The 17748-nt window shown below is 73.4% G+C and carries 13 protein-coding genes and 1 rRNA gene; 8 read left to right on the top strand and 6 right to left on the bottom strand.

Translation table 11 applies throughout. The features are described from left to right. The first annotated feature begins 8 nt into the window (after positions 1-8). Positions 9-125 (top strand): 5S ribosomal RNA (gene rrf, locus ACTWQH_RS24280). A gap of 88 nt (positions 126-213) precedes the next feature. Here the strand turns inward: rrf and ACTWQH_RS24275 are convergent. The 5 genes from ACTWQH_RS24275 to ACTWQH_RS24255 are packed head-to-tail and all read right to left on the bottom strand — an operon-like array spanning position 214 to position 5648. Continuing rightward, a complete protein-coding gene (locus tag ACTWQH_RS24275; protein WP_443288847.1) occupies positions 214-1521 on the bottom strand; it encodes a DUF58 domain-containing protein in 1308 nt (435 codons plus the stop codon). Next, entirely contained in the window at positions 1521-2489 is a 969-nt protein-coding gene (locus ACTWQH_RS24270) for an AAA family ATPase (RefSeq protein WP_443288846.1), read from the bottom strand. The genes ACTWQH_RS24275 and ACTWQH_RS24270 overlap by 1 nt, the downstream gene beginning before the upstream one ends. After that, positions 2486-3715, bottom strand: coding sequence for a DUF4350 domain-containing protein (locus tag ACTWQH_RS24265; RefSeq protein ID WP_443288845.1), 1230 nt, complete (start codon positions 3713-3715; stop codon positions 2486-2488). The genes ACTWQH_RS24270 and ACTWQH_RS24265 overlap by 4 nt, the downstream gene beginning before the upstream one ends. Next, entirely contained in the window at positions 3712-4395 is a 684-nt protein-coding gene (locus tag ACTWQH_RS24260) for a DUF4129 domain-containing protein (protein WP_443288844.1), read from the bottom strand. Before ACTWQH_RS24260 ends, ACTWQH_RS24265 begins: the two co-directional genes overlap by 4 nt. Before the next feature lie 5 nt (positions 4396-4400). Further along, a complete protein-coding gene (locus ACTWQH_RS24255) occupies positions 4401-5648 on the bottom strand; it encodes a DUF7544 domain-containing protein (protein WP_443288843.1) in 1248 nt (415 codons plus the stop codon). Positions 5649-5986: 338 nt separating this feature from the next. Between ACTWQH_RS24255 and mtrA the strand changes: the two genes are divergently transcribed. The 6 genes from mtrA to ACTWQH_RS24225 all read left to right on the top strand — a co-directional run bounded on the left by mtrA (position 5987) and on the right by ACTWQH_RS24225 (position 13162). Further along, complete coding sequence (gene mtrA, locus ACTWQH_RS24250) at positions 5987-6664, top strand: two-component system response regulator MtrA (protein WP_347584395.1); 678 nt, start codon at positions 5987-5989, stop codon at positions 6662-6664. A gap of 13 nt (positions 6665-6677) precedes the next feature. Then, positions 6678-8555 (top strand): MtrAB system histidine kinase MtrB, encoded by a 1878-nt coding sequence (gene mtrB, locus ACTWQH_RS24245; protein WP_443288842.1) that lies wholly within the window; start codon positions 6678-6680, stop codon positions 8553-8555. After that, complete coding sequence (locus ACTWQH_RS24240) at positions 8545-10434, top strand: LpqB family beta-propeller domain-containing protein (RefSeq protein ID WP_443288841.1); 1890 nt, start codon at positions 8545-8547, stop codon at positions 10432-10434. The genes mtrB and ACTWQH_RS24240 overlap by 11 nt, the downstream gene beginning before the upstream one ends. Positions 10435-10575: 141 nt before the next feature. After that, positions 10576-11280 carry a ComF family protein gene (locus ACTWQH_RS24235; protein WP_443288840.1) on the top strand — a complete coding sequence of 235 codons (705 nt, stop codon included), beginning with the start codon at positions 10576-10578 and terminating at the stop codon, positions 11278-11280. A 289-nt stretch (positions 11281-11569) separates the two neighbouring features. Then, the gene (hpf, locus tag ACTWQH_RS24230; protein ID WP_443288839.1) at positions 11570-12265 is read left to right on the top strand and encodes a ribosome hibernation-promoting factor, HPF/YfiA family; all 696 of its coding nucleotides are present in this window, start codon (positions 11570-11572) and stop codon (positions 12263-12265) included. 138 nt (positions 12266-12403) lie between these two features. Next, positions 12404-13162, top strand: a complete 759-nt coding sequence (locus ACTWQH_RS24225) for a response regulator (protein ID WP_443288838.1) — start codon at positions 12404-12406, stop codon at positions 13160-13162. A gap of 198 nt (positions 13163-13360) precedes the next feature. Here the strand turns inward: ACTWQH_RS24225 and ACTWQH_RS24220 are convergent, their stop codons facing one another. Continuing rightward, on the bottom strand, positions 13361-14563 hold the full coding sequence (locus tag ACTWQH_RS24220; protein ID WP_443288837.1) for a winged helix-turn-helix domain-containing protein: 1203 nt from the start codon (positions 14561-14563) through the stop codon (positions 13361-13363). Between the two features lie 155 nt (positions 14564-14718). Here ACTWQH_RS24220 and secA point away from each other — a divergent pair, with 155 nt between their 5' ends. Further along, the gene (secA, locus tag ACTWQH_RS24215; protein WP_443288836.1) at positions 14719-17664 is read left to right on the top strand and encodes a preprotein translocase subunit SecA; all 2946 of its coding nucleotides are present in this window, start codon (positions 14719-14721) and stop codon (positions 17662-17664) included. The last annotated feature ends 84 nt before the right edge of the window (positions 17665-17748 follow it).

Below are 17748 nucleotides of genomic sequence, written 5' to 3'. Positions count from 1 at the left end.
AGATTTGTGCCGGTGGTCATGGCGGGAGGGAAACGCCCGGTTACTTTCCGAACCCGGAAGCTAAGCCTCCCAGCGCCGATGGTACTGCATGGGGGACCGTGTGGGAGAGTAGGACACCGCCGGACAATACTTTGAAAAGAGAGTGGTTCCCGCCGAATTCAATTCGGCGGGAACCACTCTCTTTTTCTTTCTTTTTCTTTTTCTGTTCTTCCTTCAGAGCTTGCCCGCGGTTTTCAGGGCGAGATAGGCGTCTGCGACTGCCGGGGGGAGGTCCGCGGGCGCGGCCTCCACGATGGTTGCGCCGAGCTTGCGCAGGCGGGCGGCCGTGCGGTGGCGTTCGGCCTCGTGTTGGGCCGCTGCCGCCGCCTCGTAGACGCCTGGGATCGTGCCGCGTGTGCCGGCCATCTCCGCGATGCGGGGGTCGGCCACGGACGCGACCAGAACGGTGTGGCGGTGCGTCAGTTGCGGCAGGATCGGGAGGAGTCCGGACTCGACGGGGGCCGCGTCCAGGGTCGTGAAGAGGACGATGAGCGAGCGGCGCGGGGCGTCGGCCATGGCGGCGGCAGCCATGGCGTGGGTGTCGGTCTCGATGAGTTCGGGTTCGAGTTGGGTCAGCGCCCGGACGACGGCGGGCAGCACCGTGGTGCCGGTGCGGCCGCGCACGGTGGCGCGTACCCGGCGGTCGAAGGCGAGAAGGTCGACGCGGTCGCCCGCCTGGGAGGCGAGCGCCGTCAGCAGCAGGGCGGCGTCCATGGCGGCGTCCAGGCGGGGCACGTCGCCCACGCGGCCGGCCGACGTGCGGCCGGTGTCGAGCACCAGCAGCAGGTGGCGGTCGCGCTCCGGCCGCCAGGTGCGTACCGCCACCGTCGACTGCCGAGCCGTGGCACGCCAGTCGATCGAGCGGACGTCGTCGCCGGGGACGTAGTCGCGCAGGCTGTCGAACTCGGTGCCCTCGCCGCGCGTCAGGACCGTGGTGCGACCGTCGAGTTCGCGCAGCCGCGCGAGCTTCGAGGGCAGGTGCTTGCGGCTGGTGAACGGCGGCAGGACGCGCACGGTCCAGGGGACCTCGTGGCTGCCCTGACGGGCGGCCAGTCCGAGAGGGCCGCGCGAGCGGACGGTGACGCGCACGGCCCGCCGGTCGCCGCGCCGGGTGGGGGTCAGCTCGGTGGTGACGCGGCGGCGCTCCCCGGCCGGGATGGCGAGGCGGTGGCGGGAGGCGGCGTACGCGTCGCCCGGTCGCCAGCTGCTGGGGGGCCAGGCGTCGCGCAGCTCGGCCCGCAGCGGGCGGCCCGAGGGGTTGGTGACGGTCAGGTGGACGCTCGCCGTCTCGCCCAGGCGCACGGTGGTGGCGCCGCCGCGGTCGAAGCGGAGCGCGCGCACGGGGGCGGCGAGCGCCAGGTCGCACAGGACCGCGGCGAGCAGCGGAAGGCCCACCGCGAGGATGCCGTGCCAGCCGGGGAGCAGTCCGACGACGAGGGCGCCGAGGGCCGCGAGGAGTGCGGTGCGTCCGGTGAGCGCCATCAGCGGGGGACCGGGACACGGGCGAGCAGGCCGGTGATGACGCCGTCGGCGGTGACGCCCTCCATCTCCGCCTCCGGGCGCAGCCGGACGCGGTGGCGGAGGGTGGGCAGGGCCAGGGCCTTCACATCGTCGGGGATGACGTACTCGCGGCCCGACAGCCAGGCCCAGGCGCGCGAGGTGGCGAGCAGGGCGGTCGCGCCACGCGGCGAGGCGCCCAGGGAGAGGGACGGGGACTCGCGGGTGGCGCGGCAGAGGTCCACGACGTATCCGGTGACCTCGGGGGAGATCGCGACCTTGGCGGTGGCGGCGCGGGCCGCGGCCAGCTCCGCCGGGCCGGCGACGGGGCGTACGCCGGCGGCCGTCAGGTCGCGGGGGTCGAACCCGGCCGCGTGGCGGGTGAGCACGTCGATCTCCTGCTGGCGGCTGGGGAGGGGGAGGTTGAGCTTGAGGAGGAAGCGGTCGAGCTGAGCCTCGGGGAGGGGATAGGTGCCCTCGTACTCCACGGGGTTCTGGGTGGCGGCCACCATGAAGGGCTCGGGGAGGGCGCGGGGGACGCCGTCGACGGAGACCTGGCGTTCCTCCATGGCCTCCAGCAGCGATGCCTGGGTCTTGGGCGGGGTGCGGTTGATCTCGTCGGCGAGGAGGAGGTTGGTGAAGACGGGCCCGGTCTGGAAGGAGAACTCGGCGGTGCGGGCGTCGTAGACCAGCGAGCCGGTGACGTCGCTGGGCATCAGGTCCGGGGTGAACTGGACACGCTTGGTGTCGAGTTCGAGGGCGGTGGCCAGGGCGCGGACCAGCAGGGTCTTGGCGATGCCGGGGACGCCTTCGAGGAGGACGTGGCCCCGGCACAGCAGGGCGACGACCAGGCCGGTGACGGCCGCGTCCTGGCCGACGACGGCCTTGCCGATCTCCTCGCGCAGGGCCTCCAGGGCGGCGTGCGGGCTTCCGGATGGTGGGGCGGCGGTCACGGGGTGTGGTCCTTGTCCTTGGTGTCCTTGGTCGGGTCGAAGGCGTCGAGAGGGGCGAGACGGCGTTCGAGGGCGTCGAGGTCGTCGGCGAGGCGGACGAGGGCGGTGTCGTCGGCCGGGGGCGGTCCGAAGAGGAGGGCGTGCACGGCGGCCGGGGCCTCGCCGGTGCGGGCGGCGACCGCCGGGGGCAGGGCCTCGGGGGAGTGCGCGGCGGCCGGCGGTACGCCGGTGAGGGGTGCCAGGCGGGTGCGGGTGGCGGCGCGCAGGGCGTCGGCGGCGCGGTCGCGGGCGTTGGTCTGGTGGTAGAGGCGGGCCCGGCCCTCGGTGGTCTCCGCGGCGCGGACGGCGACGGGGAGGCGTTCGGGGACGACCGGGCCGAGGCGGCGGGCGCGCCAGAGGGCGGCGAGGGCCGCGGCGATGGCGAGTTGCAGGGCCGCCCAGCGCCAGCCGGGGTCGATGAGGCCGGTGATGCTCTCCTCGTCGCCGGAGGCGGGGGCCTCGCCGGAGGGCAGGTACCAGACGAGGTGGGGGCGGGAGCCGAGGAGTTGGAGGGCGAGGGAGGCGTTGCCGTCCTCGTCGAGGTTCTGGTTGTAGAGGATGTCGGGGGCGCCGAGGAGGACGGTGTCGCCGCCCGCGTCCTTCTGGATGCCGAGGAGGGTCGGCACGGTGTAGGGGACGCCGGGGATCGGGTAGCAGGCGAGGACGGCGTCGGTGGGGGCGCCGGCCTGGACGTAGCCGTAGCCGCCGAGGCGGGCGCCACCAGCGCGGCGGGCCGCGGGCACGTCGCAGTCGGGTTCGAGCTCCTGCGCCTCGACCGGGTCGATGGCGCGGACGCCGGGGGCGAGGTCGTCGAGGGTGACCTGGCCGGGGGCGACGAGCACGGTACGGCCGCCGGTGCCGGCCGTGGCCTCGGCCAGGGTGCGGCGCTGCCCGTCGGTGAGCGCCTCGGGGCGCGCCACGAGCAGCGTGGTGTCGGGGCCGGCGGCGCGGGCGGCCTGGGCGGCGGTGGTGGCCAGGGTGGTGTCGACGCCGCGGTCGGCGAGGAGCTCGGCGACGGCGCGGCTGCCGTGCTGGGTCGCGGAGCGGGGGTGGAGCGTGCCGTCCTCGCCGGCGCCCAGCAGGGCGAGCAGCAGGCCGGCCAGCACCAGGGCAGCGACCGCGACGAGCGGGCCGCGGCCGCGTCGCCACAGCTGGCGTGCGTCGGGGGAGACGGCGGTCGTGGTCATGGGGTGGCCGTCCCGGCGGGGGCGGTCAGGTCCGGCTTGCTGCGCTGGAGGCGTTCGTCGAGCTCGCGCAGCCGGGCGTGGTCGGCCTGGGTGGCGTGCAGGCCGCCGTAGGTGACGGCGTCGAACGTGGTGGCGGCGGCGCGCAGGTCGGCGGCGAGGGCGGGCATGGGGCGTGCGGCCTCGGCGGCGGCCTCGTCGGCGGTGCGGCCGGGGCGGGGCTGCAGCAGGGCGCGTTCCTCCAGGGAGCGGACGATCGCCCGCAGCTGCTCCTGGACGGCCTGGTCCCAGCGGGCGGCGCGGGCGTGCTCGGCGGCGGCGGCGCGGTGCTCGGCGGCGCTGCGGGGGCCGTCGGTGAAGAGCGCACCGCCGCCGCGGCCCGGCCCGGCGGCGGTGCGCAGAGCGCCCATGCGCAGCCGGAGCGCGACGATCAGGGCCACGACGAGGGCGAGGATGATGAGCAGGCCGAGCCAGCCGCCGGGGGTGGCGAAGGCGGCGGATTCGAGCGTGCCGACGATGCGGTCCCACAGCCAGTCCCAGACGCGGCGGGCCAGGCCGGGTTCGTGCTCGGCGTAGATCTGCTTGGACAGCTCGCGCTCTGCCGCCTCGCGGGCCGGGTCGCGGTCCACGACGACCGGCGGGCCGGGGTCGTCCACCGCTGGGCCGGCCAGCAGCAGGGGCATGGGCGTCAGCTCCCCCGGACGGGCTCGCTGCCGGTGCCGCCGATGCCCGCGGCGCGGGCCAGCTCCAGGTCGAGGGCCTCGCGGCGTATGCGCTGGTCGATGTAGAGCAGGGCGGTGACGCCCGCGCTGATCGGGAGGGTGATGGTGGAGGAGATGACCGCGCCGACGCCGGAGATGGCGAGATAGGTCCAGCTCAGCTCGCTGAAGGAGCCCTCGAAGAAGCTGTCGGCGCCCTGGCCCGCGACGATCCCGGCGAGGATCGACACGGGGAACTCGATGATGCCGGCGACGATCGTCACCAGCACCTGGATCAGGAGCAGGATGCCGAAGATGCGCCACCAGGCGCCGCGCACCAGCTTCCAGGAGCGGCGCATGGCGGCGTTGATGCCCTGCCGCTCCAGCATCAGGGCGGGGGCGGCGAGGGAGAGCCGGACCCACAGCCAGACGGCGAGGACGACGCCGCCGAGGACGGCGAGGACGGCGAGCGGGAAGCTGCCGGTCAGGGCGGCCAGCAGCGTGGGCAGGCCGACGGCGATGACGGCGGCGAGGGTGACGAGGACGACGAGCGCGAGCAGGCGCAGCAGCCGGCTGCGCGAGTCCTGCCAGGCCTCGGCCATGGTGACGCTGCGGCCGAGCACCGCCCGGCTGACGACGATGGTGAGCATGGCCGTGGCCAGGACGGTGCCGAGGAGGGTGACGACGCCGGCGACGGAGAAGAAGGCGAAGAGGTCGCCGAGGGCGGCGCGCAGCTCCTCCTCGGTGGGCTCCGGGTTGTTCTCCAGAGCCTCGAGGCCGGAGCTGTCGCTGAGCCAGACGCGCGTGGCGATGGTGGAGATGAGCTGCGTGACGATGGCGATGCCCAGCGCGATGGCGAGGACGGTGCGCCAGTGGGCGCGGGCGGTGGAGACGGCGCCGTCGAGGATCTCGCCGACGCCGAGGGGGCGCAGCGGGATGACGCCGGGCTTGGCGGTGAGGGCCTGCGGGTGCCAGCCGCCCCAGCCGGTGGGCTGCGGGCCTCCCCAGCCCTGCTGGGGAGGCTGGGCTCCCCAGCCGCCGGGCTGCTGGCCGCCCCAGCCGGGGTGATAAGGCTGCTGCTGCGGCGGCTGGCCCGGCTGTTCCGGGGGCGGGGCGCTGCCCCAGCCCTGAGGTGCGCTGCTCCCGGACGGGCCGGCGGGCGGCGTCGCGCCGCTCCTCGGGTCGTCGTCCTCCGGCGGTGGCGATCCGGGCGAAGTCCAGCCCGGCGTGTCGCTCACGGTGAATCCCTGCCCCTGTGCCTTCTCGGATTTCTGCTCGCTCGCCGCGTGCCGCCCGCCGTTCGCCGGCCGCTCGCGCTCGCGTTCCTGTGGTCCTTCAACTGTTCCTTCAACGCCGTCCTGGCGCCCATCGTGCCATGGCGGAACGGGGTCGTCGCCCGGAGCACTCGGCACTCCCGGTTTCGCCTGGCGCGCGCGGACGGGCAGACTGTGCGGACGGCTGAATTCGCACCCCCCGGAAGCGCGCGGTGACCTGTGGTTGACCAGCAAACCCGGCGGAAGTGTGTTCCAGGACACGTTCGGCAAAGTCACGATCAGGTAAATGGGATGATGATGGCATGAAGGGACGCGTACTCGTCGTCGATGACGACACCGCGCTGGCGGAAATGCTCGGCATCGTGCTGCGCGGCGAGGGGTTCGAGCCGTCGTTCGTAGCCGATGGGGACAAGGCCCTGGCCGCCTTCCGGGAGATCAAGCCGGATCTGGTGCTGCTCGATCTGATGCTTCCCGGGCGGGACGGCATCGAGGTCTGCCGGCTCATCCGGGGCGAGTCGGGGGTGCCGATCGTGATGCTCACGGCGAAGAGCGACACGGTCGACGTGGTCGTGGGTCTGGAGTCGGGCGCGGACGACTACATCGTCAAGCCGTTCAAGCCGAAGGAGCTGATCGCCCGCATCCGGGCGCGGCTGCGGCGTTCGGAGGAGCCCACGCCGGAGCAGCTGGCCATCGGCGATCTGGTGATCGACGTGGCCGGGCACTCGGTCAAGCGCGGCAGCCAGGCGATCTCGCTGACGCCGCTGGAGTTCGACCTGCTGGTGGCGCTGGCGCGCAAGCCGTGGCAGGTCTTCACCCGCGAGGTGCTGCTCGAGCAGGTGTGGGGGTACCGGCACGCCGCCGACACGCGGCTGGTGAACGTGCACGTGCAGCGGCTGCGTTCGAAGGTCGAGAAGGACCCCGAGCGGCCGGAGATCGTGGTGACCGTGCGCGGCGTCGGCTACAAGGCCGGGTCGAGCTGAGGGCCCGGCTGACGTGACGGACCGGCTGTGGCGGCACGGCTCCCGGTTGCTGTCCGAGAGCGCGACGGCGACGGGCGGCCGGGCGCAGCCCGCGATACGGATCTTCGGCCGCTGGGCGCGGGGCCCGCTGCTGTCCGTGATGCGGCTGTGGCGGCGGAACCTCCAGCTGCGGGTGGTCACCAGCACCCTGGTGCTCTCGGCCGCGGTGGTGCTGGTGCTGGGCGTCGTGGTGATCGGCCAGGTGCGCAACGGGCTGCTGGAGGCCAAGCGGCAGACGGCGCAGAGCCAGGCCGAGGGCGGCTTCGCGTGGGCGACGAACCTGGCCAACGACCCCGAGGATGCGGCGGAGACCGGCGCGGGGCAGGTGACGGACCCGGGGCAGTGGGTCACGGACGTCGTGGAGCAGCTCGCCAGCGGCGGTCAGGGCGTGTACTCGGTGGCGGCGCTCCCCTCCGAGATGGCGGCGTTTCCCAGTGACGACGGCGCGGCGCCGCCGCGCGCGTCACGGGCTTCGACCGACGTGCCGCCGGAGCTGAGCATCTCGGAGGAGCTGCGGGAGGAGCTGGACCACAGCGCCGGCACGCACATGCAGTACGGCACGATCCACGGGCCGGAGGGCCGCACCGAGGCGGGGCTGATCATCGGCAAGCGGCTGACGGACAACCGGGGGAATCAGTACCAGCTGTACTACCTCTTCCCGTTCACGCAGGAGGAGAAGTCGCTCGGTCTGGTCACGGGGACGATCGCGACGGCCGGGCTCTTCGTGGTGGTGCTGCTGTGCGCCATCGCGTGGATGGTGGTGCGCCAGGTGGTGACGCCGGTGCGGATGGCGGCGCGGATCGCCGAGCGGCTGGCGGCCGGGCGGCTGCGGGAGCGTATGAAGGTCAGCGGCGAGGACGACATCGCGCGGCTGGGCGAGTCGTTCAACAAGATGGCGCGGAACCTGCAGCTGAAGATCCACCAGCTCGAGGACCTCTCGCGGATGCAGCGGCGTTTCGTCTCCGACGTCTCGCACGAGCTGCGTACGCCGCTGACGACGGTGCGGATGGCGGCGGACGTGATCTACGAGTCGCGCGGCGAGTTCGATCCGGCGACGGCGCGCTCGGCGGAGCTGCTGCTGAGCCAGCTCGACCGGTTCGAGTCGCTGCTCACCGACCTGCTGGAGATCAGCCGCTTCGACGCGGGCGCGGCCCATCTGGAGGCGGAGCAGACCGACCTGCGGGACGTGGTGCACCGGGTCGTCGAGGGCGCGGAGCCGCTGGGCGAGCGGAAGGGCAGCAGGCTGCTGGTGCGGGGCGACGCGCTGCCGGTGGCCGCGGAGGTCGATCCGCGGCGCATCGAGCGGGTGGTGCGGAATCTCGTCGTCAACGCCATCGAGCACGGGGAGGGGCGCGACGTGGTGGTGCGGCTGGCGGCCAGCCGGGACGGCGGGTCGGTGGCGATCGCGGTGCGGGACTACGGCATCGGGCTGCGCCCGGGGGAGGCGGAGCGGGTCTTCAACCGCTTCTGGCGGGCGGATCCGGCGCGGGCGCGCACGACGGGGGGGACGGGTCTCGGGCTGTCGATCGCGATGGAGGACGCGCACCTGCACGGCGGGCGGCTGGAGGCGTGGGGGGAGCCGGGGGGCGGGGCGCAGTTCCGGCTGACGCTGCCCCGGTCGGTGGGCGGGGCGTTGCGGGGGTCGCCGCTGCCGCTGGAGCCGCACGACGCGCGGGGGAGGCGGGCGGCGGTCGGTGGCGGGGGGATTCCGGCGCAGCCGGGGAGCTCGGGCGCGGCCGGGTCGGCGTCGACGCCGGGGGTTTCGCCGGCGGTCTCGTCGGCGTCCGCGGCGGCGGGCGGCGCGCCGGGGCGCGGAGAGAGCGGGAACAGGGAGGGCGGACGTGAGGGCTGAACGCGGACGGGCCGCGGGCGGCCGGCTGCCGCTGCGGGGCCGGCGCCGGCGTGGCACGGCGTTGCTGACGGCGGCGGGCCTGCTGCTGGCGGGCTGCGCCTCGATGCCGGGCAGCGGCCCGGTGCAGCGCGTGGAGTCCTCGCAGCGCGCCGACGGCGACGGCGAGTCGCAGACGCGGGTCTTCGGCGTTCCCCCGGAGGAGCGGGCGCAGCCGCAGGAGATCGTCAGCGGCTTCCTGGAGGCGGTCACCAGCGACGAGGCGGGGTTCGACACGGCGAAGCAGTACCTGACGCCGGAGCGGCGCGAGGAGTGGGACCCGTTCCTGGGCATCAGCGTGCTCTCCGCCGGTCCGACGGTCGCCACGCCGGTCAGCGAGACCTCGCTGGACGGATCGGGGGAGACCGTGCTCGTCGGGGTCAGCGGCACGCAGCTCGCGGCGGTGGACTCCTCACAGGTGTACGTGCCGCACGAGGGCGACTACCAGACGGTCTTCGAGCTGCGGCAGGTGCGCGGTGAGTGGCGCATCGACTCCATGCCGGAGGGGCTGGTCATGCGGGAGGCCGACTTCCGCCGCAACTACCGCTCGGTGAACGCCTACTACTACGCCGACCTGGGGCCCGAGACCGGGCGGGTGGCCAACGGGGACAAGGTGCTGGTCGCCGATCCCGTCTACGTGCGGAAGCGGATCGGCACCATCGAGGAGGTCGTCGCCTCCCTGCTGAACGGGCCGAGCGACTGGCTCGGCCCGGCCGTGCGCACCGCCTTCCCGCCGGGTGTCAGCCTGGCCGACGGCGGCGCGCCCGAGATCGACGAGTCGGGAACGCTGACGGTGCGGCTCGCCGGCGTTCCCCGCGAGTGGTCGGAGCACCGGTGCGAGCGGATGGGCGCGCAGCTGCGGTACTCCGTGCAGGAGCTGGCCACGGTGGACGTGGGCGATGTCCGGATCGCCAACCCGGCCGGGACCCAGCTGTGCCTGCTGACCGCGGACCGGGCCGAGCAGTACGCGCCGGGCCTGCTGGACGGCGAGGCGCGGCGGGCGTACTTCATCGACGAGGAGCACCGCCTGGTGTCGGTGTCCGAGGACCCCGCGGTGGGGCGGACGACGCCGGTGTCCGGGCCGATGGGCCGGGGCGAGGTGGAGCTGGAGGACGCGGCGGTCGCCCGGGGCGAGGACTGGGCGGCGGGGGTGTCCGCCGACGGCATGTCGCTGTACGTGGCGCCGCTGTCGGGGGGCGAGGTGATGCCCGAGCCGGTGTACGCCAGGGCGGCGGTGCCGGAGGGCGACGAGGGGCTGACGGCGCCGAGCTGGGACGGGCTGGGGGACCTGTGGTTCGCCGACCGCGACCCGGCCGGGCAGCGGCTGCTGCGGCTGCCGAGCGGGCGGGGGACGCCGCAGGAGATCCCGGTCCGCGGGCTGCGCGACGAGCAGCGGATCGAGGCGGTGCGGGTGGCCTCGGACGGCGTGCGGATCGCGATGCTGGTCAGGGAGGACGATCGCACCACGCTGCTGCTGGGGCGCGTCGAGCGCACGGAGGGGGCGACCGGGGAGGGCTCGGAGGTCGTCGTCGGCGGGCTGCGGTCGGTGGCGCCGCAGCTGGAGAGCGTGGCGGCGGCGTCGTGGGCGGGCGACAGCCGGCTGGTGGTGGTGGGGCGTCCGGCGGACGGCGTGGAGCAGTGGCAGTTCGTGACGACGGACGGGTCCCTGGCGACCACGCCGACGGTGCCGGGGCTCAACGACGTCACGGGTGTGGCGGCGGCGGAGGACGAGGACAAGCCGCTGCTGGCGGAGACGGAGGACGGCATCGCGCGGCTGGAGGACGACGCGCAGTGGCGCCTGGTCGCGCCGGAGAACGAGTCCGGGCCGTTCTATCCGGGCTGATCCGTGCCGGCGGCCCTGCCTGGTCGGGCAGGGCTGGTCAGGGCTGGTCAGGGCTGGTCAGGGCTGGCTGGGCTTGCTGACCGGCGGGACTCACTCGTGTGAGTGATGACTGACCGTGGATTCCATGTCACGCTGAGTGACATGTGGGCCTGGGATTGGTGTCAGGAGATCGTCGGGCTGGTGCTGCCCGTGGCGTGCTCGGGGTGCGGCGAGGGGCGCGTCGTGCTGTGCGAGGAGTGCCGGCGCGTGCTGGGCGCCGGGCCGGCGCGGCGGGTGCGGCCGTGGCCGGAGCCGCCGGGGCTGCCGCCGGTCTACGCCGTTGCCGAGTACGCCGACCGGGCCCGCGCCGTGCTGCTGGCGCACAAGGAGCGGGGCATGCTGGCGCTGGCCGTGCCGCTCGGCCGGGCGCTGGCGTTGAGTGTGCGGGCCGCCTGCGGCGAGGGCCGGGGCGGTCCGCTGAGCCTGGTGCCGGTGCCCTCGGCGCGGGCCGCGGTGGCGCGGCGCGGTCACGACCCGGTGCGCCGGATAGCGCGGGCGGCGGCGGGCGTGCTGCGGCGGGAGGGCATGGCGGCGCGGGTGCGCCCGGTGCTGCGGCAGCGGCGCGGCGTCGCGGACCAGGCGGGGCTGAGCGCCCGGCAGCGGCTGGCCAATCTCTCCGGGGCGCTGGCGGTGACGCCGGGCGGCCTGGCCGGGGACGAGCCCGTTCTGCTGGTGGACGATCTCGTCACCACCGGCGCCTCCCTGACGGAGGCGGCCCGGGCGGTGCGGGCGGCCGGCGGCATGCCCCTCGGCGCCGCGGTGGTCGCTGCCATGCCGGTGCGAGCGCTGGGGTGTACGCGCCGGTAAGGGTGCCGCGCCTGGGCCATTGGAGGTACGTTCGGAACAAGACGGGACATCGCTTTCTCTAGATAAGTGCATATGGGTTTTTTACTCTTCACCACTTGACGCGACTGTGCCGATCGCGCCGATCAGGCCAGGCGCCGAGGGGGTTTCGATCTTCTCGCCGGGGGAGAAGGAGGTGAAAGTCGCAACCCCGAGGTAGCGCCGGACGGGTGCCGGTGAGGTCCCTCCGGTTCGAGTGCACCAAAGGAGGTCTCCGCCTCCCAGGCGGAGTCATCCGGGAACGGAGTTCTGCGTGGACATCGTCGTCAAGGGCCGTAAGACAGAGGTGCCGGAGCGATTCCGGCGGCACGTGGCCGAGAAGCTCAAGCTGGAGAAGATCCAGAGGATCGACGGCAAGGTGACCCGCCTGGACGTGGAGGTGTCCAAGGAGCACAACCCGCGCCAGGCCGACCGTTCCGATCGAGTCGAGATCACGCTCAGGCATCGGGGCCCGGTGGTGCGGGCCGAAGCCTCGGCGGCCGACCCGTACGGGGCGCTGGACCTCGCGGTGGAGAAGCTGGAGTCCAGGCTGCGCAGGCAGCACGACAAGCGGCGCTCCCGTCGGGGGCGCGGGCGGATTCCGGCCAGTGAGGTCGGCGAGGTCGTGCGCGACGCCGCCTCGCTGAACGGCGACGGCGAGTTGGCCCCGCAGGCGATCCCCGAGGAAGGGGCGCCGGAGGTGCGCAGGCTGGGAGGCCTGGAGGTCCAGGGCGAGGGCCCGCTCGTGGTCCGCGAGAAGACGCACACCGCGGCACCCATGTCGCTCGACCAGGCACTGTACGAGATGGAGCTCGTCGGCCACGACTTCTTCCTCTTCGTCGACTCGGACACCAAGCTCCCGAGCGTCGTCTACCGGAGGCACGGCTACGACTACGGGGTGATTCACCTGGAGCCCGATCCGTTCGCGGAGACCGAGCCGGGCGCCGCGGGCGGCGCCCTCGGCGGCTGAAACAGCGCGTCAACCCCTGGCCGGACACCGATCCGGCCAGGGGTTGGTCGTGGAATCATGAGCGTGCGTGCCAAGCGGCGTCGGGCGCCTTCCGGTTGGCACGGCTGGCGAGCGTCGGGTGTGTAGGGGGACGAACGGATGGTGGACGGCTTCGGGCCGACGATGCACAGGGGGCTGATCGGCGGTGGCCCGTCGGAGTCCGCCGATGCCGGGACCGCCGGCGAGCAGCGGGAGCCGATCCGGGTGCTGGTGGTCGACGACCACGAGCTCTTCCGGCGTGGGCTGGAGATCGTCCTCGCCCAGGAGGAGGACATCCAGGTCGTGGGGGAGGCAGGCGACGGCGCGGAGGCGGTGGAGAAGGCGGCGGACCTGCTGCCCGACATCGTGCTGATGGACGTGCGGATGCCCAGACGCGGCGGCATCGAGGCGTGCACCTCGATCAAGGAGGTGGCCCCCAGCGCGCGGATCATCATGCTGACGATCAGCGACGAGGAGGCCGACCTCTACGACGCGATCAAGGCCGGCGCCACCGGGTACCTGCTGAAGGAGATCTCCACCGACGAGGTGACGGCCGCGATCCGGGCCGTGGCGGACGGGCAGTCGCAGATCAGCCCCTCGATGGCGGCGAAGCTGCTGACCGAGTTCAAGTCGATGATCCAGCGGACCGACGAACGCCGCCTGGTGCCCGCCCCGAAGCTGACCGACCGCGAGATGGAGGTGCTCCGCCTCGTCGCCACCGGCAGGAACAACCGCGACATCGCCAAGGAGCTCTTCATCAGCGAGAACACCGTGAAGAACCACGTGCGCAACATCCTGGAGAAGCTGCAGCTCCACTCCCGGATGGAGGCGGTGGTCTACGCGATGCGCGAGAAGATCTTGGACCTGGAGACCGGCTGAGCGACACCCTGGCCGGGCTGGCCCGACGGGCCTGCGGCGTCGGGTGGCGCGCCTCGCGAAGCGGGTGACGACGGCACCGCAGCCCGGTTGGGGTGCCGGAGCGCGGGCGGCGGGGGTCCGGGGGCGGAGCGACCCCGGACGCTTCCTCGCGGCGCGGGCGGAGGATGCCCATGTCCGGCGCGATCGCCCGGCCAGGGATTACGCGGAGAGCGCCCGCCCGACGGCCGCGGCCAGCGGCTCCCGCAGCCCGGCCGGCGTGGTCCGCTCCACCCGCACGTCGTGGCACCGCACCCAGCGCGCCGCCTCGACCAGGGCGTCCGCCATCGCCGGCACCGCCTTCGCGGCCCGCGTCAGGGGCCCCTCGAACGCGGCGTGCCGGGCCACCAGCGTGCCGCCCTCCCGGGCGGGATCCACCCGGCCCAGCAGCCTGCCGCCGGCCAGCAGCGGCATCGAGAAGTACCCGTAGATCCGCTTCGGACGCGGCACGTACGCCTCGAGCCGGTGCGTGAAGCCGAACATCCGCTGCGTGCGCGGCCGGTCCCAGATCAGCGAGTCGAACGGCGACAGCAGCGTGGTCCGGTGCCGCCCGCGCGGCGGCGTGGCCAGGGCGGCCGGGTCGGCCCAGGCGGTCTCGCGCCAGCCCTCCACCGACACCGGCACCAGGCCCGAGCCGGGCAGCGCCGCCTCCACCTGGGCGACCAGCAGCCGGTGGTAGTCCGCGAGGTCGGCCCGCGTGGCGACGCCGAGCGCCGCCCCCGCCTGGGCGACCAGGCGCCGCAGGCACTCCCCGTCGTCCAGGTCGTCGTGGAACAGCTCGTCGGGCACGGCCCGCTCCGCCAGCTCGTACACCCGCTTCCAGCCGCGCCGCTCGCGGCAGACCACCTCGCCGGTGTCCAGCAGCCACTCCACGGCGATCTTCGTCTCCGACCAGTCCCACCAGGGCCCGCCGTTCTTCGCGCCGCCCAGCTCGGTGGCGGTCAGCGGCCCGTCGTCCGCCAGCCGCTTGCGTACCTCGGCCAGGGACCGCTCGCCCTCCGCCAGCCGGTGCCAGCGGTGCCCCCGGGCGCGCAGCTTCCGCCGGCGGAAGGCGAACAGCGGCCACTCCTCGATCGGCAGCACGCAGGCCGCGTGCGACCAGTACTCGAAGGACATCCCGCCCTCCCAGTACGCCGACTCCACCGCGCTCCGCCCCACCGGGCCGAGGCGGGCGTAGGGCACCAGCTCGTGCGAGCGGGCCAGCACCGAGATTGTGTCCAGCTGTACTGTGCCCAGGCGGCGCAGCATCCCGCGCACCCCCGCTCTGCGGTCGGGGGCGCCCAGCAGCCCCTGAGCGCGCAGCGCGACGCGGCGGGCCTCATCGGCGGACAAATCGACGGACGGAGGGGTCACAGCGGCAGTCATGCGGGCGATCGTACGGTCGAGCACTGACACTCCTCCCGGCACTCGCATACCATGGCCGGTGCGGCGGGGCCATGCTCGCTGTGCCCGCGCGTAACTCGCGTACTAACTCAAAGGCCCCTGGGCCTGCCCCCCGACCGGCAAGGAGACCAGCCCTCGTGTCCGTCTTCGACAAGATCATGCGTGCAGGCGAAGGCAAGATCCTGCGCGAGGTGCAGCGTGAACTGAAGTGGACCAACTCCGTCGAGGAGGAGCTCGTCGACCTCAGCGACGCCGAGCTGAGGGCCCTGACCGACAAGTACCGCGAGCGCCTGGCCGACGGCACCGACACACTCGACGACCTGCTGCCCGAGGCGTTCGCCACCGTCCGCGAGGCGGCCCGCCGGGTGCTGGGCCAGCGGCACTACGACGTGCAGATCATGGGGGGCGCCGCGCTGCACAAGGGGTACGTCGCCGAGATGAAGACCGGCGAGGGCAAGACCCTGGTCAGCACGCTGCCGGCGTATCTCAACGCCCTGGCCGGCAAGGGCGTTCACCTGGTGACCGTCAACGACTACCTGGCGACGCGCGACTCCGAGTGGATGGGCCGCGTCCACCGGTTCCTGGGCCTGTCCGTCGGCTGCATCACCGCGGGCATGGCCCCGGCCAAGCGCCGCGAGCAGTACAACTGCGACATCACCTACGGCACCAACAACGAGTTCGGCTTCGACTACCTGCGCGACAACATGGCGTGGTCGAAGACGGACCTGGTGCAGCGCGGCCACGCCTACGCCATCGTCGACGAGGCGGACTCCATCCTCATCGACGAGGCCAGGACCCCGCTGATCATCTCGGGCCCCGCCGACCAGGCGACCAAGTGGTACGCGGACTTCGCCAAGCTGGTCAAGCGCCTGGAGCGCGGCGAGGCGGCGGTCCCCACCAGGCAGGTGGCGGAGACCGGGGACTACGACATCGACGAGAAGAAGCGCACCGTCGCCATCCATGACGCGGGCGTGAGCAAGGTCGAGGACTGGCTGGGCATCGACAACCTCTACGAGTCGGTCAACACCCCCCTGGTCGGGTACCTCAACAACGCCATCAAGGCCAAGGAGCTCTACAAGCGGGACAAGGACTACGTCGTCCTCGACGGCGAGGTCGTGATCGTCGACGAGCACACCGGCCGCATCCTCGCCGGCCGCCGCTACAACGAGGGCATGCACCAGGCGATCGAGGCCAAGGAGGGGGTGAAGATCAAGGACGAGAACCAGACGCTCGCCAAGATCACCCTCCAGAACTACTTCCGCCTCTACGACAAGCTCGCGGGCATGACCGGTACGGCCATGACCGAGGCCGCGGAGCTGAACCAGATCTACAAGCTGGGCGTGGTCCCGATCCCCACCCACCGCCCGATGGCCCGCCTCGACCAGCCCGACCTCATCTACCGCACCGAGGTCTCCAAGTTCGAGGCGGTCGTCGAGGACATCGTGGAGCGGCACGAGGCCGGGCAGCCGGTGCTCGTGGGCACCACCTCGGTCGAGAAGTCCGAGTACCTCTCCCAGCAGCTCAACAAGCGCGGCGTGCGGCACGAGGTGCTCAACGCCAAGAACCATGCGCGTGAGGCGGCCATCGTCGCCAAGGCGGGCCGTAAGAAGGCGGTCACGGTGGCGACCAACATGGCCGGCCGCGGCACCGACATCAAGCTCGGCGGCGACCCCGAGGCGCTGGCCGAGGCCGACCTGCGCGCCAAGGGCCTGGACCCGGACGACCCCGAGCACCTGGAGCAGTGGACCGCCGCCCTCCCGCAGGCGCTGGAGCGCGCCGAGAAGCAGGTGGCGTCCGAGTTCGAGGAGGTCAAGGAGTTCGGCGGGCTGTACGTGCTGGGCACCGAGCGGCACGAGTCCCGCCGCATCGACAACCAGCTGCGCGGGCGTTCCGGACGCCAGGGCGACCCCGGCGAGTCCCGCTTCTACCTCTCCCTCGGCGACGACCTGATGCGGCTGTTCAAGGCGCAGATGGTCGAGCGCGTGATGTCGATGGCCAACGTGCCCGACGACGTGCCGATCGAGAACCGCATGGTGACCCGGGCCATCGCCTCCGCCCAGGGCCAGGTCGAGCAGCAGAACTTCGAGATCCGCAAGAACGTGCTGAAGTACGACGAGGTTCTCAACCGGCAGCGCGAGGTGATCTACAGCGAGCGGCGCCGGGTGCTGGAGGGCGCGGACCTGCACGAGCAGGTGCGGTTCTTCATGGACGACACGATCGAGGCGTACGTGCACGCCGAGACCGTGGAGGGCTTCGCCGAGGAATGGGACATGGACCGGCTGTGGGGCGCGTTCAAGCAGCTCTACCCGGTGACCGTGACCGTCGAGGAGCTCGAGGAGGAGGCCGGCGGGCGCGACGGGCTGACGGCCGAGTTCATCGCCAGCTCCATCAAGGAGGACATCCACAAGCAGTACGACAAGCGCGAGGAGGAGCTCGGCTCCGAGGTGATGCGGGAGCTGGAGCGGCGCGTGGTGCTGTCGGTGCTCGACCGGAAGTGGCGCGAGCACCTGTACGAGATGGACTACCTCCAGGAGGGCATCGGGCTGCGCGCGATGGCGCAGCGCGACCCGGTGGTGGAGTTCCAGCGCGAGGGCTTCGACATGTTCACGGCGATGATGGACGGCATCAAGGAGGAGTCCGTCGGCTACCTGTTCAACCTGGAGGTCCAGGTGGAGCGGCAGGTCGAGCAGGTGCCGGTGCAGGGCGGCGCGAAGCAGGCGGTCGCCGCGGGCACCGCGGGCACAGCGGGCCAGGGGCAGGACGGCCCGCCGCAGGACGCGGTGCCCGCCGGGGCGCCCAGGGCCGCGGCGGCGCAGCAGGGCAGGCCCGCGATCCTCGCCAAGGGCCTGGAGGCGCCCAAGCGCCCCGACCGGCTGCACTTCTCCGCGCCGACGGTGGACAGCGCCGGGGGCGTCGTGGAGGGCGACTTCAGCGCCGACGGGGCGCCCGCGGGCGCCGCGACGCGCGCGTCAGGCGCGGGCGGCGCGGGCGCGGGCGGCGGCCAGCAGGGCGAGCAGGGCCAGCAGGGGATGAGCCGCGCGGAGCGCCGCAAGGCCCAGAAGGGCCGCCGTCGCAAGAAGTGACGAGCGCGGGGTGGGGGGCATGCCTCCCACCCCGCCGCTTTCCTGGTTCCTCGCGGGCAGGCGGGCCCCGTGGGCGCCGGCCGG

The organism is Streptomyces sp. 6N223, from assembly GCF_052246635.1.
GTDB lineage: Bacteria > Actinomycetota > Actinomycetes > Streptomycetales > Streptomycetaceae > Streptomyces.
This window is presented reverse-complemented; position numbering and strand designations above follow the sequence as displayed.

Excerpts from the sequence above, each read along its gene's own strand:
- ACTWQH_RS24260 (WP_443288844.1), bottom strand. The coding sequence starts at position 4,395 with ATGCCCCTGCTGCTGGCCGGCCCAGCGGTGGACGACCCCGGCCCGCCG.
- ACTWQH_RS24225 (WP_443288838.1), top strand. The coding sequence starts at position 12,404 with ATGGTGGACGGCTTCGGGCCGACGATGCACAGGGGGCTGATCGGCGGT.
- ACTWQH_RS24220 (WP_443288837.1), bottom strand. The coding sequence starts at position 14,563 with ATGACTGCCGCTGTGACCCCTCCGTCCGTCGATTTGTCCGCCGATGAG.
- mtrA (WP_347584395.1), top strand. The coding sequence starts at position 5,987 with ATGAAGGGACGCGTACTCGTCGTCGATGACGACACCGCGCTGGCGGAA.
- ACTWQH_RS24235 (WP_443288840.1), top strand. The coding sequence starts at position 10,576 with ATGTGGGCCTGGGATTGGTGTCAGGAGATCGTCGGGCTGGTGCTGCCC.
- ACTWQH_RS24265 (WP_443288845.1), bottom strand. The coding sequence starts at position 3,715 with ATGACCACGACCGCCGTCTCCCCCGACGCACGCCAGCTGTGGCGACGC.
- ACTWQH_RS24275 (WP_443288847.1), bottom strand. The coding sequence starts at position 1,521 with ATGGCGCTCACCGGACGCACCGCACTCCTCGCGGCCCTCGGCGCCCTC.